At 41.5% G+C, this 16,274-nt stretch carries 11 protein-coding genes; 4 read left to right on the forward strand and 7 right to left on the reverse strand.

Features of this window, described 5'->3' with window-relative positions; translation table 11 throughout:
* Positions 1-26 precede the first annotated feature (26 nt).
* Positions 27-2,312: a PhoD-like phosphatase gene (locus G1O98_RS22470; RefSeq protein WP_163932038.1), complete on the reverse strand. Its 2,286-nt coding sequence runs from the start codon at positions 2,310-2,312 to the stop codon at positions 27-29.
* 209 nt (positions 2,313-2,521) lie between these two features.
* On the opposite strand from G1O98_RS22470, the gene G1O98_RS22475 reads away from it, so the two are divergent.
* A complete protein-coding gene (locus G1O98_RS22475; protein WP_163932041.1) occupies positions 2,522-3,349 on the forward strand; it encodes an Rpn family recombination-promoting nuclease/putative transposase in 828 nt (275 codons plus the stop codon).
* A gap of 108 nt (positions 3,350-3,457) precedes the next feature.
* On the opposite strand, the gene G1O98_RS22480 is transcribed toward G1O98_RS22475, so the two are convergent.
* The 3 genes from G1O98_RS22480 to G1O98_RS22490 all read right to left on the reverse strand — a co-directional run bounded on the left by G1O98_RS22480 (position 3,458) and on the right by G1O98_RS22490 (position 7,220).
* Positions 3,458-4,849: a malic enzyme-like NAD(P)-binding protein gene (locus tag G1O98_RS22480; protein ID WP_163932045.1), complete on the reverse strand. Its 1,392-nt coding sequence runs from the start codon at positions 4,847-4,849 to the stop codon at positions 3,458-3,460.
* A gap of 322 nt (positions 4,850-5,171) precedes the next feature.
* The gene (gene psbA / locus G1O98_RS22485) at positions 5,172-6,275 is read right to left on the reverse strand and encodes a photosystem II q(b) protein (protein ID WP_163932048.1); all 1,104 of its coding nucleotides are present in this window, start codon (positions 6,273-6,275) and stop codon (positions 5,172-5,174) included.
* A gap of 255 nt (positions 6,276-6,530) precedes the next feature.
* The gene (locus tag G1O98_RS22490; protein ID WP_163932051.1) at positions 6,531-7,220 is read right to left on the reverse strand and encodes a Uma2 family endonuclease; all 690 of its coding nucleotides are present in this window, start codon (positions 7,218-7,220) and stop codon (positions 6,531-6,533) included.
* 195 nt (positions 7,221-7,415) lie between these two features.
* Here G1O98_RS22490 and G1O98_RS22495 point away from each other — a divergent pair, with 195 nt between their 5' ends.
* Entirely contained in the window at positions 7,416-9,113 is a 1,698-nt protein-coding gene (locus tag G1O98_RS22495) for an alpha/beta hydrolase (RefSeq protein ID WP_163932054.1), read from the forward strand.
* A 921-nt stretch (positions 9,114-10,034) separates the two neighbouring features.
* A complete protein-coding gene (locus tag G1O98_RS22500; RefSeq protein ID WP_163932057.1) occupies positions 10,035-10,907 on the forward strand; it encodes an SDR family NAD(P)-dependent oxidoreductase in 873 nt (290 codons plus the stop codon).
* A gap of 60 nt (positions 10,908-10,967) precedes the next feature.
* Here G1O98_RS22500 and G1O98_RS22505 read toward each other — a convergent pair whose 3' ends face one another.
* The gene (locus G1O98_RS22505) at positions 10,968-11,546 is read right to left on the reverse strand and encodes a hypothetical protein (protein WP_163932060.1); all 579 of its coding nucleotides are present in this window, start codon (positions 11,544-11,546) and stop codon (positions 10,968-10,970) included.
* Positions 11,547-11,623: 77 nt separating this feature from the next.
* Between G1O98_RS22505 and G1O98_RS22510 the strand changes: the two genes are divergently transcribed.
* A complete protein-coding gene (locus G1O98_RS22510; RefSeq protein ID WP_163932062.1) occupies positions 11,624-13,111 on the forward strand; it encodes a glycosyl hydrolase family 57 in 1,488 nt (495 codons plus the stop codon).
* Positions 13,112-13,172: 61 nt separating this feature from the next.
* Here the strand turns inward: G1O98_RS22510 and G1O98_RS22515 are convergent, their stop codons facing one another.
* Both G1O98_RS22515 and G1O98_RS22520 read right to left on the reverse strand, forming a co-directional pair.
* A complete protein-coding gene (locus tag G1O98_RS22515; RefSeq protein WP_163932065.1) occupies positions 13,173-14,243 on the reverse strand; it encodes a pentapeptide repeat-containing protein in 1,071 nt (356 codons plus the stop codon).
* A gap of 390 nt (positions 14,244-14,633) precedes the next feature.
* Positions 14,634-15,992, reverse strand: a complete 1,359-nt coding sequence (locus tag G1O98_RS22520; RefSeq protein WP_163932068.1) for an ATP-binding protein — start codon at positions 15,990-15,992, stop codon at positions 14,634-14,636.
* Positions 15,993-16,274: the final 282 nt, after the last annotated feature.

The following is a 16,274-nucleotide window of genomic DNA, read 5'->3' on the forward strand; positions in this document are numbered from 1 at the left end:
CTGCTCCCCGCCCCCTGCCTCTTCGGTTATCGTAACAATGACTGATTAGGCGTTAACTCGCTCTCAAAACGGCTGTAAACAACTTGGGTTGGATACCAACAAGAAAACCAGTACAAATCTTGAATAACTTTGTCAGAATTACTCGAGTCTGCGAACTCAAAGTGAACCAGCCCTAAATTATTCAATCCAACTACTTCTCGCCCGTCCTGAAACCAACGATATTTCCAAAACATCAGGGGTTGTAACCATTTCCATTTAGCATTTTCTGCTCGTTTCCAGGGAGCTATCAAAGATAATATATCTGCTGTGCAGGTAGAAGTCTGAACAGTGTTTCGAGGTATCCATTCCAGCACACAATGCCAGTCCGAGTTAGTTAGCATTTGGCGATTATGGTGTAATTGTTTCGCAGAAATTTCTACCATATTGGGTGGGTTACTCCACCCGATCCAATGTCGTACCTTTTCGGGTAGTAGCCAATCTTTCAATCGTGTATGAATCAGCCGCGTCAAAATCTCTTCATTCTTCAATGCACTAGCGGTTAACTGCACCAATACAGATTGCAATTTGGAATGGGTGTGTGCATAAGACAAGTGAGCAACAGAACTGTAATGGATATCTCCAGATAGAATAATGACTTGTTGACGTTCTTCAAACAAGGTAGTTAGGAATTGCGCCAGTGCTTCCACATTAATGTTCCAAGCATCTCCAACATCGGTTGAAAAAACCTTCTCGCGTTGTAAATGCCAATGATGAATCCAATCAATTACTTGTAGACCAAATACATTAGTGGGCGCAATTACAAATGTATTTTGAATCTTAGTTTGTTCAGCTACTTGTTGTAAAGGTAAAACTAATTGTTGCTCAAAGGCTTTTGGACACAATAGCATCGGTGGTGCAATTGGTTTTTGATCGGCTGGATAACCCCGCCAAGTGCGTGTATCCAGCACAATTACTTCATGGCAATCGCTTCTGACTATATAGTGCCAAGTGAGCGCTTCAGAATCTCGATCCAGAATGAATACGGAACCGTCTCGGACTAAAATAGGTAAGCCTGTGGCAGGATCGTTGGCTGGCATACCGACATAACGAGCGATCGCATCATCAGCCTTTGCATCCTTTCCTTGGGAAGCTGACCAAGCTTGTGCAGCCGCCAATAACTTTTCACCGGATTTACCTTCTGTAAATTGCCCTGGTGTATTGCCCCATCCTTGAAATACCGTGTAGGCTAACAAGGCATTTTGGACTATTCTTCGCCCCAAGGGACGACCCAGCACCCGTAAACACCAAGCTTGATTTAAGTTCCAGTCATCACTTACATCATGGTCATCAAAGATGGTGTAAGTGGGAATATTAGCAAGGGCGCGACGCACTTTCCAAAGGGTGTAGATGAATTGGCGCAAATGCCAGACTGCTTGGTTCCAGTCTTTGATAGCATGGCGATCGCGCGTTACTTGGTGTCCTTGAGGAAATGCGCCTGGCCAGCACACTGGCGACCAAGCTAGTAAATAAGTAGCGTAATATTCACCCAGGCTGAAAAGATGACTGTTAACTTTCTCCGATTTATTATGTAATCCTGCGGTCAACCCAGCTTGATTTGTTGCAACATCAGCCCGCTCTCCAGGGGGTAGCTGCTGGGGAGTGCAATAAACCCCATTCACAGGAAGTTGTTCTTCCCAACCCAAAAGGGCATCACCAAGAGTCGTGGCAACCCACAACGACGGATCTGCTACATCATCTCCGTAAATTTGATCTCCAGTCATAAATAGCTGGTGAGGGCGATGTTGGGGTTGATACGCTGAAGCCTCAATTAAACTGTCAAGAATCGGTAGTGCATCAAACCCATGACCATGAGGTTTACGGCAGGAAGCATGGGCAATTTGCAAATCTTGAAGACGGTTTGGCGGCAAAACAAAGGTCGGTTTTTGATGAGCAAAGTAGCTGATGCTGACTGTAGGAGAAGAGTTTGAGCATAATGCTTGTTGCATTTGCAGGGTTTGGTCAGCAGCAGTAAGCTGGAGATCGTAAGCATAGAGGCGATCGCTAGTTAGGCGATATCCAACCGGGGATCGAGCCGTTATCGCAACTACATGAAGATACTTGCCTAGAGCAAAGCTAGAGCGTTCTCCCTCCAATAAGCAATTTCCTAGTGCTTCACCATTATTTGTTGTTTCATAAACCTTGAGTTCTACCTGACAAGACTGTTTTAGAGCCACCCATACTGTTACTGACTCTGGTTCAGTATGTTTTAGGATTGGCCCCGCCAAAATTAGCGGCAATTCTTGTAAAAACTCATCCCCAGCTTGGTACTTCATTGCAAACAGTTGACAAATGGTGGTGTTTTAGATGATGTTGCTTTATTTATATAATCCAATCACCAAATGGGGACGAGTGTTTCGCCAGTCCTCAATCTGACATATCCATGATGAGCGATGCCAACTCTTGCAGACGCTACACGTAGCTTGGACGGGCTACGCCTACGCTAAACTGTAAAATATGCTTATCAACTGCAAAACCATTTGCCTTGAAAACAGACAGTATATTCTATCGCATCTTTCAAAGCTTACCCAGCACCTTCTTTGAACTCATTAACCAACCGCCATCACTAGCCAGTGCTTACCAATTTTCATCAGTTGAAGTCAAACAACTGGCATTTAGAATTGATGGTGTATTTTTGCCTGATACTCCAGAATTACCGATTTATTTTGCTGAGGTACAATTTCAACTCGATAGAAAAATTTATTCCCGTTTATTCGCCGAAATCTTTAACTATCTCGACAAAACTGAATTAACTAACAACTGGCGGGGTGTTGTCATCTTCCCCAATCGCAGCGTTGATACTGAAGATACAGAGAGATATGCAGAATTACTTAATTCCCAACGAGTGACTTGCGTTTACCTAAACGAGTTAAGCTCAATTCCCACATCATCAATCGGGATTGAGACAGTGAAACTAATCATCGAACCAGAATCAACTGCAACAACGAAAGCTATCGAGATTGTCAACAGCGCCCGGAAAGAAATTCTCAATACCGCCCAGCAGAGGGAAATTATACAATTAATAGAAACGATATTAATTTACAAATTGCCGCGCTTGAGCCGGGAGGAGATGGGAAAAATGTTCGGATTAAGTGAGTTAAAGCAAACTAAATTTTACCAAGAAGTTTTTGCAGAGGGTAAAGAAGAAGGTAAAGAAGAAGGCAAGTTAGAAGGAAAACAGGAAGGCAAGCTAGAAGGCAAGCTAGAAACAATACCTCAGTTATGGGCGTTAGGATTGAGTATTGAACAGATAGCCCAAGCGTTAGGTTTGGATGAAGAAGTTGTTAGGCAAGCTGTACAACCGAAATCATAAAATGATGTAGAGTACCCAAAATGGTTTGCTAGTTTTGGCAATTTTTCTATAGTCAGTATGTGCTGGGGGACGGGCGAGACACCCATCCCATAAGAGTCATTAATTTAATTAATTCTGAGCGATACCTTCTTGACGCGCTGCTTGTTGTACAGCAGCAGCAACAGCATTGACGACTCGCTCATCAAAGACTGAAGGAATAATATGTTCGCGATCCAAATCTGAAGGCTTGACTAAAGAAGCGATCGCATTTGCGGCTTCTAAATACATTGTGGTGGTAATTGTCTTTGCCCGACAATCTAAAGCACCACGGAATACCCCAGGAAAAGCTAGGACGTTATTGATTTGATTGGGGTAATCACTGCGACCGGTGGCGATAACAGCAACATCTTTACTAATTAATTCTGGCTGAATCTCTGGAATGGGATTTGCCATTGCAAACACAATTGGATCTTTCGCCATTGAATGCACCATTTCTGGTGTCAAAACTCCTGGTGCACTGACTCCAATAAATACATCTGCCCCTTGCATCGCACCCGCTAAGGTACCTTGAGCTTTCACGGCAAATTCGAGTTTTTCTTCTGTCAAATCGGCACGACTCGTAGAGATAATCCCCTTAGAATCGCACATCCAGATTTTTTCTGCCCCAGCTTTACGAAGTAACCGCGCGATCGCTACTCCCGCCGCCCCAGCACCGTTAATCACGATGCGGATTTCTGCCATTGCCTTATTTACCAGTTTTAGAGAGTTAAACAACGCTGCCAAGGTGACAATGGCGGTACCGTGCTGATCGTCATGAAAAACGGGGATATCTAACTCTTCGCGCAATCTCTTTTCAATTTCAAAGCAGCGAGGTGCAGCGATATCTTCTAAATTCACACCCCCAAAAACTGGCGCGATATTCTTAACTGTCTGGATAATCTCTTCTGTATCTTGGGTTGCCAGACAGATGGGAAAAGCATCTAGCCCCGCAAATTCCTTGAATAGCATTGCTTTGCCTTCCATGACTGGCAGAGCAGCCGCCGGGCCGAGATTCCCTAATCCCAAAACGGCACTACCATCGGTAACAATAGCAACAGTGTTTTGTTTGATGGTTAACTTGTAAACTTCCTCTGCATCTTGAGCGATCGCAGTACAAATTCGACCAACTCCTGGTGTGTAAGCCATTGCTAGATCGGACACACTCTTTAAAGGAATTCTGCTAGTAATGCTGATTTTGCCACCGCGATGCAAATTAAAGGTGCGATCGTAGACACTGAGTAACTTGATATCTGGCAATACTTTCACTGCTTGCACAATGGTTTCAGCATGTTCGGTACTAGCAGCATCAACGGTAATATCGCGGGTGGACTCTTTGCGGGTTTGCTCGATTAAATCAATTTGACCGAGATTACCGCCAGTAGTTGCGATCGCCTGGGTTACTGACGCTAACATCCCTACACGATTGGGAATCTGCAAGCGCAGTGTCAAACTAAAACTAGAATTGGGAGTTAGGTTTGCCATGTTGATTTTGGATTTTAAGTTTTAGATTTTATATTGAATTGAGACGAAAACTAAAATCTGAGATTTGTACTCAGTGGAAATACAATGAATATTAACTCTGGATATAACCGTCACTAGTTAGTTTACTCACTGCTTACAGTTTTGATAATTATTTTTATTTATACCAATGCATTTACTAATGTAGATGAGTAACAATTTAGTAATTGTACCCAAATACACCAGATATTTTTTTAAAATTTTATCTGTGTAGATATTTGTATAACTATAGCTTCATAAAAAAAGCGCCCTCTAGACAGAGAGCGCGGCGAATTTTAAATTACAACTAACCGTGTATTGCAGGTGCCGCAGCTACGTTCGTCGTAGACATCATTGCCACAGGTACTGCCTCACCAGCCGCCAAATCTAGGGGGAAGTTGTGAGCATTGCGCTCGTGCATCACTTCTATACCCAAATTGGCGCGGTTTAGCACATCTGCCCATGTATTAATTACACGACCTTTGGAATCAAGAATTGATTGGTTAAAGTTGAACCCGTTGAGATTGAACGCCATCGTACTGATGCCCAATGCCGTCAACCAGATACCAACTACAGGCCAAGCAGCCAAGAAAAAGTGCAAGGAACGCGAGTTGTTAAAGCTGGCATATTGCCAGATTAAGCGCCCAAAATAACCGTGAGCCGCTACGATGCTATAGGTTTCTTGTTCTTGACCAAACTTATACCCATAGTTTATAGATTCAGCTTCAGTTGTCTCTCTGACTAGAGAGGAAGACACCAAAGAACCGTGCATCGCGCAGAAAAACGCACCACCGAACACTGCCGCTACGCCCAGTTGATGGAATGGGTGCATGAGGATGTTATGCTCGGCTTGAAACACGAACATGAAGTTAAATGTGCCGCTAATTCCCAGAGGCATCCCGTCAGAAAAGCTACCTTGACCAATTGGGTAAATTAAAAAGACAGAAGTTGCAGCAGCTACAGGAGCAGAGTAAGCTACGCAAATCCAGGGACGCATCCCCAAACGATAGCTTAACTCCCATTGCCGACCAAGCCAGCAGAAAATACCAATCAAAAAGTGCAAGACAATGAGTTGATAAGGCCCGCCGTTGTAGAGCCATTCATCCATTGAAGCAGCATCCCAAATTGCGTAGAAGTGCAAACCAATGGCGTTAGATGTGGGTACAACAGCACCAGTGATGACGTTATTGCCGTATAATAAAGAACCAGAAACTGGCTCCCGGATGCCGTCAATATCAACGGGTGGTGCAGCAATAAAGGCAATAATGAAACAGATAGTAGCGGTCAATAGGGTAGGAATCATTAAAACGCCGAACCAGCCGATATAAAGCCGATTGTCGGTGCTAGTAATCCATTGACAGAAACGATCCCACAGGCTGCCGCTTTCGCTTCTTCCTAGAGTTGTGGTCATAACTGTGTTGTTTATAAATCGCTGACAACAAACTTTCCCAATTTTTAAGAATTGAGAATTAAGCTGTTTTCAAAGACTTTCGCCAAATACCTTCCCCCTAATCGCCGGGACTATCTGGAATTACCTCACACCAAAAATGCTATTAACTGATTTCCCAAGGGAGACTGTCTAAAAAAAGGGAAAACTTTCCCGGCTTCTAATATCACGTTTTACATTAATAATTTGTATTTTTCAAGACATTATTTTTAAGTTTTGCTAAGTTAAACCCTCAACAAACTCAGCGTGTTCTTTTGAATTCAATCCTTGTTGCAGCACTGCTAAAACTTTCGTCATATTCCTTGTGATTAGCGAGGTGATATCTAACCACAAACCCGGAAATACTCTACTTTTAATCACACCATCTGCATCTGCTACAAGTGGCAAATATTCACCATTCTGCAAACCGAACCAGTCGAGTTTATTCTCTAAAGTCTGCCAGACGATATATTCCTGCACTCCATTGCGACGGTAGGCGCGTTTTTTGTCGTACAAATCAATAGATGCACTACTAGCTGCTACTTCTGCGACTAATTCTGGTGCGCCTTCTACGTAATCATCTTTACTGATCTGTGCCTGTCCCCTAGCTGGTTTATCTATCAACAGCAAAACATCAGGCTGTGGTTCATTGTCTAAATCCAAGCGCACGGTAGTATTGTCGCCTAGCGCTAATCCAGGAGTGCAAACTTGATAAACTCCCAACCAGGTAATTAACTGTCCATGAGGTTGGCCATGACTTCTAAAACGCAGTGGTGATGCCACGTAGACGACTCCTTCGATTAATTCTGCTTTTTTATTAGGCATTGCTGTATAACGACGCTCGAATTCGTGGCGGGTTAAGCGATCGCCACTTTCTAAGGGAGGGATGGAAGCGTTATTATTTAAGCCATGTTCTACAGAAGCCGCCATTACCTGATTCCTCATCCACAGGAGTTGTAGCTTGAATTTAACATAGTGAAGCCTCATGTTTTCGAGAAGCCGCCAAGAGTAGGTCTACGCAGACAAGAAGTTTCTTAATGTAACTGTCTATACTAAAATTGGATAATTCTAGGGAATATATCCTGTCCAAACTTGTTTGGCAGGGTTAGACAGTGGGTTTTTCTAATGAAAAAATTTCTGAGATACCTGGGTTTAGGTTTGCTATCTACCTTTTTGACTTCTACTCCCGGATTGGCGGCTGAACGCATTAGCTTTTTTTATCCTCCCTTCGGCGAATTCTCGTTATCGGTGGACTCGCTAGAAACTTTTGCCAAAGTTGGGAAAATCGATCAAGATTTTTCATTTTATGCTAGCCGTGCTACTCCTCAACAACTCGCTCAACTGCGGGATCTGCTCCAGCAAAGGTTCAATATCACTCCTACTTTAGTATCTCAAGTCACTTACTCACCGATCGGCGAGGAGGTAGTGCAACAACTAGGAAAATTACTCCTCACTGAGTCTCGACAGAATGGCTTCTATGCCATACGTGCCTCTTTGATTTTGGCCGCTGCCGATCGAGAGGGTTTAACAGTGGTGAATTTGCTGCGGAAATTTCCTAGCAATACTATGCGGGTGAATTTCACAGAAGGGTTAAGGATAGTTGATGACTTATCACAGTTGCTCAAGAAAAAGGATGAAGTTGTAGCTTCTCTTCAAAAAGAAGCGATCGCTCAAGCAGCCAATTCAACTGTTGACTTCTCAAAACAAGCAGATTTGCGATCGCCAGGAAAATTCCGTTGGCAGAAAAAAAGCCTGGAGTTAAATGACGTTTCTCGCTCACGCCGTCTACCGGTAGATATCTATTTACCTACAACTCAAAACTCAGAATCCACAGATCAGAATTCTCCGTCTCCTCCCTTTCCCCTGATTGTCATTTCTCATGGTCTTGCTTCAGACCGCTCTACCTTTGTCTACCTGGCTGAACATCTAGCATCATACGGTTTTGCTGTTGCTGTACTAGAACACCCTGGTAGTAATGCCAAACGTTTTCAGCAATACTTTGCGGGTTTGGCAAGTCCACCAGAACCAGAGGAATTTATCAACCGACCTTTGGATATCAAGTATCTCCTCGATGAACTCCAGCGTCTAGAAAAATCTGATCCCACTCTCCACAGAAAACTCAATTTTCAGCAAGTTGGGGCGATTGGTCAGTCTTTTGGTGGTTATACTGTTTTGACTCTAGCAGGAGCAAAGATTAACTTTGAGCAACTGCGCCAAGATTGTAATACCAATTATTCATCCTTTAATTTGTCACTGTTGTTGCAGTGTGAAGCAAGTAAGTTACCCCAAAAAAATTATGAACTCAAAGACGATCGCATCAAGGCAATCATGGCGATTAATCCGATTGACAGCTTAGTTTTGGGTGAGGGCGGAGTCAGTCAAATTAAAATGCCTGTAATGCTGGTAGCAGGTAGTCAAGATATTTTCGCTCCACCTGTATTTGAGCAAATTCGCCCCTTCACCTGGCTTTCTGATCCTAATAAGTACCTGGCTTTGATTGAAAACGCCACCCACTTTTCAGCGATCGCAGAACCTACTCCTGAAAATGATATTTTACCTGTGCCACCTGCCTTACTGGGCCCCGATCGTGATGCTGTTTATTCCTATCTCAACGCCCTCAGCGTCGCTTTTATGGAAACCCATCTCCTCAACCGCCCTGAATACCGTTCCTATTTGCAGCCATCTTATGCCACATTTCTCAGCAAAGAGCCTCTTAATCTCAGTATTTTACAGTCGTTATCGGTAGCTCAATTTAATCAAATCTGGAGTGCGTCAATTCCCCAGTCAACCAAACTACCAAATCCTCAACCTACCCCACGTTAGTTATGACCGGGAGCATCGTGAAAACAGCAGGGGAGAAAAGAGGATTACGTAAATATACGCGGGTGCGGTGAAAGGCAGAATATTAGAACTTACAGCAAGATCCCCAACTTCTGGCAGAAGTTGGGGATCTTGTTATTCAGGAATGATTTAAATTAGCAACACTACAAGTCTCAAAGATTTTTTTGATAAACTCAAAGCTAAACCCAAACAAATTACTATTTACACTAAAGTTTCAACAGATAAAATGCTGTTGTAATTTGCATTAAAAATGATGTATTAGCCCTCTTGGATTATTTAAATAAATACAATTTCAGAAACGTTTATTTTCAATAAATCAGTAAATATGCTGATAGAAATCTGCGCGTTAATCAGTAACTCTAACTATTGCAAGCATAAACTCAAATTCTATATGTCTTTTTTGTTCCTAACAGATGAATTAGATATAACAATTGCCCGAAAAAAGGCTATTTGTCAGGGAAGTGAGATATTTCTACTGAGGGATTTATAAAAACTTATTTAATAAAATATTTTATATATATATATGCTTGTCGTTAAGAAGCATTAAGAAATCCTTATTAAAGAATATTGCAATACCTTGATTTAATTGCTAACGTGTGTATGACAACGATGCTGATGAACGCTCTGATCTAGGAGAAATAAAATCTATGAGCTATACCCATTCAGCCAAGTGTGTTAGGCTTTGACGGCTTAAAAACGAGAAATTTCTGCCTCGTATAGACAATTATGAGGGATTGCAGATTAACCAAGAGATATCTCGTTGCCAAAGGCTTAATTTCAGTTTGATTTCAATTGCAATAGATTATTTGTCTTACTTGATGCCGACAAGCAAGTAACTCTTGATTGTATATATCGGCAATAACGAAGAGGTTGGTAAGACTTAGATTTTGGAGGATAAAACCAATGGAGATTCAAGGTAAAGTTGCCCTGATTACAGGGGCTTCACGTGGGATTGGACGAGCGATCGCTCTTGAGCTAGCGCAAGTCGGCATCAAGCGACTGATATTAGTAGCACGCGATCGCCAAAAGTTAGTCGAGGTAGCTAACGAAATCGAGGCGATGGGAACCGAAACTGCGATCGTGGCATTAGATTTGACGCAGACAATTGAAGTAAATATCGCTGTTGCCCAACTGTGGCGCAATTTCGGACAGATTCACCTGCTGGTTAATTGTGCGGGTGTCGCATACCAAAGCTCGTTTTTGCAATCTAAGATGCCTCAAGTTCAAGAAGAACTCTCTGTGAACTTGTTAGGGATGTACAACCTCACGAGTCTGATCGCTCGACGTATGGTCAGCCAAAGGCAAGGGACAATCGTCAATGTATCGAGTCTGATGGGGAAAGTCGCAGCACCAACAATGGCGACTTACTCAGCTACCAAGTTTGCCATCTTAGGATTTACCCAAGCCTTGCGCCAAGAACTAGCTGAACACAATATCCGAGTAATTGCATTACTGCCTTCTCTCACAGACACAGACATGGTGCGCGACTTAAAATTATTTCGCTGGGTGATCCCCATGACTCCGCAGCAAGTAGCCAAAGCACTCGTCGCCGGAATGCAAAATGATTCACCAGAAATTTTAGTCGGATGGCAAAGTCATTTAGCCGTATTGTGTCAACGCCTTGCCCCTTGGTTATTAGAGCTAATTTTACGAATCGCAACTCCGCCAGCGCCAAGAAAACAACAGCCTGCTGAAAGACTTAACAAGCTGATCCCGAAACTGAATTTTTTAACCAGAATCCATCGTTTCGGTGATTTGTTCTTGTCAAGAACATGATTTCTCGCATATCTGCACATAAATCCTAAATTTTTTAGTGCATCGCTTATCCTACTGGGGTCAATTGCCTTTAGCTGAAAGGTAAAAACGGAAATACCCGATCGTATAAAACAGATTGACTGCAATTAGCAGTCCTTTACCCCAGTAGGTTCGTGTGGAAGGAAATAGATAAATAGTTGCCCCTAGAACTAAGAGGATTTCTACCAAAGCTGCAATCGCGCCACAATGATTTGAGTCCCAATAAGAAACAGGGCTGATAAAACGGTAATTACTAAAGGGAAAAAAGTGTCGGTGAGCGTCGTTGTTATGGACTGGTAAATCTAAAAGAGAATGTAGCACCATACTGACGAAGCCAACTTCAATCAATCGCCAACTCCAGATATGGGCAATCAATATTCCAAGCAGCGCTAGTGGAATTGAATGAAACGTACTGACAATAGCTTGCCAAAAAGGTTGATAATAAACTTCTGACCAAATCTGGCGTGTCGGCAGATGGTAAACAAACTTCATTAAAAAGTAGAACACAAAGATGGGAATATCTGGTAAGACTGCGCCGATGATAATTGCCGGACTTGCCTGAGTTCGCAATTGTTGATTGAAAATCAGCAAGTTGAGAATAGCGTGACTTGGAGTATTCATTGTATATACGCTGAGTTAAGTATTATTAAATACAAACGCAAGTTTTCTAGATATAACTCATATTGGAGCAACCAGAAATGCTTTCCTTCCCTACTACTCTCAGCAGTTTGCCCGAAATCATTGATGGCTTGCCGAATATTTCTGGTTGGGAAACAGAGGTTCTCTCTGTAGTTAACCATGATCAGTCAGTATTTTTACCAACAACAAATATTCGCTTAGAAGACGTAAATGCTGTATTTGCGATCGCCTTACACATGCACCAGCCAACTATACCTGCTGGGAATGGCGGTACACTGATCAGCAATCTGCAATATATGTTTGAACATCCCAACGAGGGGGATAACCACAATGCAGATCCTTTTGCATATTGTTACAGCCGAATGGGAGACTTGATCCCCGAACTTGTAAGTCAAGGTTGCAATCCCCGTGTGATGTTGGATTACTCAGGTAATCTTTTGTGGGGATTGCGGCAAATGGGACGCAGTGATGTTCTCGATAATCTCAAACGGATCACTTGCGATCGCAACTATCAACCTTATGTAGAATGGCTGGGTACCATGTGGGGTCATGCAGTTATTCCTTCTACACCCATAGCAGATATTAAATTGCATATCATTGCGTGGCAACATCACTTCGCAGCAATTTTTGGCTGGGAAGCATTAGCACGAGTCAAAGGCTTTTCGCCTCCAGAAATGCACCTCCCCAATCACCCTGATGCTCTCTTTGAATTCGTGAAAGCGCTGAAAGAGTGTGGATATCGCTGGCTACTCGTTCAAGAACATTCTGTAGAAACTCTTACTGGTCAATCTCTCACCCACAAACATTTACCACATTGTCTCATTGCCCGCAATTCTCAAGGCGAAACTATTAGCATCACAGCCTTAATTAAAACTCAAGGTTCGGATACTAAATTAGTTGCCCAAATGCAGCCTTATTATGAAGCTAAAACTTTATCCAAACAACAAATTGGTAGTGTTTTTGTGCCACCAATAGTTAGCCAAATTGGAGATGGTGAAAATGGTGGTGTGATGATGAATGAATTTCCTAGTGCTTTTAAACAAGCTTGGTGGGATATGGTCAATAATGGGGGAGGAAAATCAGGTGTTGTTGGAATGTGTGGTACAGAATATTTAGAATTTATCGAAGCTGCTGGATGCAAACCTGAAGACTATCCAACTTGTCAGCCAGTGGGACAACATCAGATTTGGGAGAGAGTTTCACCAGATAATTGCCAACCCGAAGCTGTAGAAAATGCGATTCAAGAATTAAAGCAAATAAACTCTAATTTTCATCTGGATGGAGCCTCATGGACAAATCATATCAGTTGGGTCAAAGGATATGAAAATGTGTTGTCTCCGATGTATCAATTAAGTAGTTCATTCCATCAAAAGTTTGATCAATTACAGCAAACTGATTCAACAGAACCTGTTACCAGACAATCTCACTATCGTAACCTTCTACTACACAACCTTCTGCTGCAAACCAGTTGTTTTCGTTATTGGGGACAAGGTGCTTGGACTGATCATGCAAGGGAAATTTATCAACGTGGCGAAAATTTATTGTAAACAAATTCTTTACCATAGACTAGTTCCACAATAAATAGGACGATACCATTTTGGTTTGGAATTAATTATGATTCCAAGCCTCAATCATTGCTATTATTATGTTAAAAAAAGGATTATTTATAATTTGTTTACTCGTCTCTATGGTACCTGCTCCTACCGCCCTTTGAAGCTTTACTATCATTGCCGGCGGGATAGAACTTATAATAAAATTATGTTTTTCTTTTTCTGTCGCTCCAGGGTTTGTCTGCTCTAATCCTCTAAATAATTGCAGAATTGTTTCTGCTACTATTTTTAGTTGTAAAATCTCAGTAAACTCTTCTAGTTCAAAATCCCTATTACTGGGTATGCGAATTGGATCGCCACTCCTCAAGTAAACATATTGACAATTAATATTATCTAGTATTGTGGCGCTATTAATCTTCCAGTTTTCTAAACAAGCACCTGTAAACAAAGCTCCGGTAAAGTCTGTTCCTAGTGCTTTAATTTTACTGAGATTAGCGTTTGTAAGATTTGCACCATAGAGTTTTGTCTCATAGAGTTTTGCATCATAGAGTATAGCTTGACTGAGGTTTGTATAACTTAACTCAGCTTCACTAAGGTTTGTATAACTTAACTCAGCTTCGCTAAGGTTTGCATTACAGAGTATGCTTTCCTTGAGATTTGCACTCCAAAAGTCAGCATAAGTTAGTGTAGCTCTAGTAAGGTCAGCTTCTTGGAGATTAGCAAACCTGAAGCTAGCATTCCACAAATCAGCATCTTGGAGATTAGCTCTCGTGAGATTAGCATTATCTAGGCAGGCCATCCTTAAGTTAGCTTCCGTGAGATTAGCTCTACTAAGGTTAGCTTTCTGCGTGAAATTGGGAAAAGTAAAGTTCGTTTGCGTGAAACTAGCAAAACAAAGTATAGCCTGAGTAAAATCGGCTTCTTCGAGATTAGCTCCCCAAAGTTTTACTCCCTTTAGATTAGCTCTTCTAAGATTAGCTCTACTGAGGTCAAATTTCTTAAGATCATACGTAATCTTCGTAATATCAGCTCCTTCGAGATCAGGTAATTCATTTGGGTTTTGCTGTCTCCATTGATTCCACTTATTTGCACCTTCTCTAAGCTTTTTCAAGTGTTCGGGATTCGCCATTTAAATTCCTTCTATACCTTTTATATGTATAGAATATTCACATCAGATAATGTTTAATAACAGTGCGATATGAAACAAGTTTATGTTTTTTAATATGTACACATAAAACTAGTACATCAAAAGATATTTACGAAAGTATTCAATATTATCCGATTCCACTTAACCCTCTTTAAATAAGGGTAAGCAGTTTTTATTATCAAGACAGCTTTAGGTAAATATTGAAGCGAATGCTGTATCAATAAAAGCTTTTCAGATATTCTCTAACTCCTGCGATTATGTCTTGGTTAAGCAGAGGCGATCGCACCCTCATTTTTTGTTATGGGTATTTGTACACGCAAATAAATTATCTGCCTTCATCTGCAATTGCTGTGGCTTAATTTAAAAATATTGTTACAGCAGAGGTAATAGTATTTCAAATTCTGTACCTATACCAATCTGGGAACGGAAATTTAATTTACCGCCATGTCTCACAGTTATGATTCGATAACTTACTGCTAAACTAGTATTTTTGCTATTCTTTGTTTCCAAAGAAAAAGACTCCATAATTTGCTGTTGTAATTCTTGAGACATTCCAGGGCCATTGTCAGCAATGCGAATTAATACCCAACGAGAATCTGGTGCATTTGGATTGCTTGCTTCTTGCGAAATTACTTCTGTAGTAATCTCAATTCGAGGTTTTTGAACAGTATTTTTATCTTCTAAATGCAACTGTTGCCTAACCGCTTCATTGAGCAAAATATCTACAACCTCACTGAAAATATTCATCAAAACCTGGTTTAGCTGCCCTATAAAGCAATAAACTGGGGGTAGCTGACCGTAGTATTTGACTATTTCAATTTCTCCTTGAAGACGGCTATTAATTAATAAAATAATAGTATCTATACTAGCGTGTAAATCTACTGGCTTTGGATAAAGTTCATCGATATGACAAAAGTTTTGTAAACTAGTAACAAGCTTTTTTAATCTTTCCGCACCAGTACGGATACTCGCAAGCGATCGCGACAAATCTTGTTCTAAAAAATCAAATTCAATATCTTCTTTAATCTGATTGATTTCCTGGGAAACTGATGGTAACTCTTGATCGTAAGCAGCTATTAGCTTGAGTAAATCTTGACTGTAGGTAGAAACATAAGTTATATTTCCCCAAATAAAACCCACTGGGTCTAAAATTTCGTGCGCTACGCCGTCTACCAAACGTCCCAGATTTGCCATTTTATCATTTTGAATCATTTGAGCTTGGCTGCGTTCATAGCGCACCAGATTGTCGATTCCTCGAATTTGCCAAGAAATAATATTCAATTCTTGGACATCTAACAATCTATAAGCCCCAGATTCTGTGTGTACTACAATTGGTTCTGCTAATAATTCTGGCGATCGCTTTAAGCTAAGTTGCATCGCTGTTAAAATCGATGTTGTATCAGCAAGCAGCAATATCGGTATCCGCGCATAGCTGTAAAGAACGGCTAATGGTTGCTGAACCAACAACTCTTGTCCATAAGGACGAATCAAAAATTCCAGCAGCCGCCGCCGCGAAATCATCCCAATGAACTTTCCCTGTTCTACCAAAACTACTCCTGGTAGCAGGGGATATTTTTCTAAAAAATTAGCCACTTCCATCCCAGTGTGATTGATTTCCACAGGGAAGTTATACATTGGTAATTCTTGGAGGGTTGAATCTAAACCCAGATCGCGATCGCTACCAAGAGACAAAAATGGCGGTGAGATTTGGCAACTAAATTCTTCTGACACTAGACACCCTGATTTTTACAAAGATTGGGTAAACAATAAGTTAATATTTTACATTCTGCCACCCTCGAAATCCGGTTTTAGTTTAGGTATCTAATAAGACTAGTGGTATGTCAGGGTGAAAATTGTTCTTAGGCGGTTAGAAGTAATTGGCGTGCGATTTATTAATGAAAGCAATTTAGAGAAAAACTGCCTCCTGCCTCCTTCAAAATCTTGGTGGTGAATATTTAGAGAGCGATGTCTACGACGGGCTACGCCTACGCAAGCTAAACTAAAAACAACCTT

Origin of the sequence: Nostoc sp. UIC 10630 (assembly GCF_010747425.1) — a bacterium.
Lineage (GTDB): Bacteria > Cyanobacteriota > Cyanobacteriia > Cyanobacteriales > Nostocaceae > Nostoc.

Bases quoted from the DNA above. Each gene is read 5' to 3' on its own strand.
- G1O98_RS22470 (WP_163932038.1), bottom strand. From the start codon at position 2,312: ATGAAGTACCAAGCTGGGGATGAGTTTTTACAAGAATTGCCGCTAATT.
- G1O98_RS22480 (WP_163932045.1), bottom strand. From the start codon at position 4,849: ATGGCAAACCTAACTCCCAATTCTAGTTTTAGTTTGACACTGCGCTTG.
- psbA (WP_163932048.1), bottom strand. From the start codon at position 6,275: ATGACCACAACTCTAGGAAGAAGCGAAAGCGGCAGCCTGTGGGATCGT.
- G1O98_RS22490 (WP_163932051.1), bottom strand. From the start codon at position 7,220: ATGGCGGCTTCTGTAGAACATGGCTTAAATAATAACGCTTCCATCCCT.
- G1O98_RS22495 (WP_163932054.1), top strand. From the start codon at position 7,416: ATGAAAAAATTTCTGAGATACCTGGGTTTAGGTTTGCTATCTACCTTT.
- G1O98_RS22500 (WP_163932057.1), top strand. From the start codon at position 10,035: ATGGAGATTCAAGGTAAAGTTGCCCTGATTACAGGGGCTTCACGTGGG.
- G1O98_RS22505 (WP_163932060.1), bottom strand. From the start codon at position 11,546: ATGAATACTCCAAGTCACGCTATTCTCAACTTGCTGATTTTCAATCAA.
- G1O98_RS22510 (WP_163932062.1), top strand. From the start codon at position 11,624: ATGCTTTCCTTCCCTACTACTCTCAGCAGTTTGCCCGAAATCATTGAT.
- G1O98_RS22515 (WP_163932065.1), bottom strand. From the start codon at position 14,243: ATGGCGAATCCCGAACACTTGAAAAAGCTTAGAGAAGGTGCAAATAAG.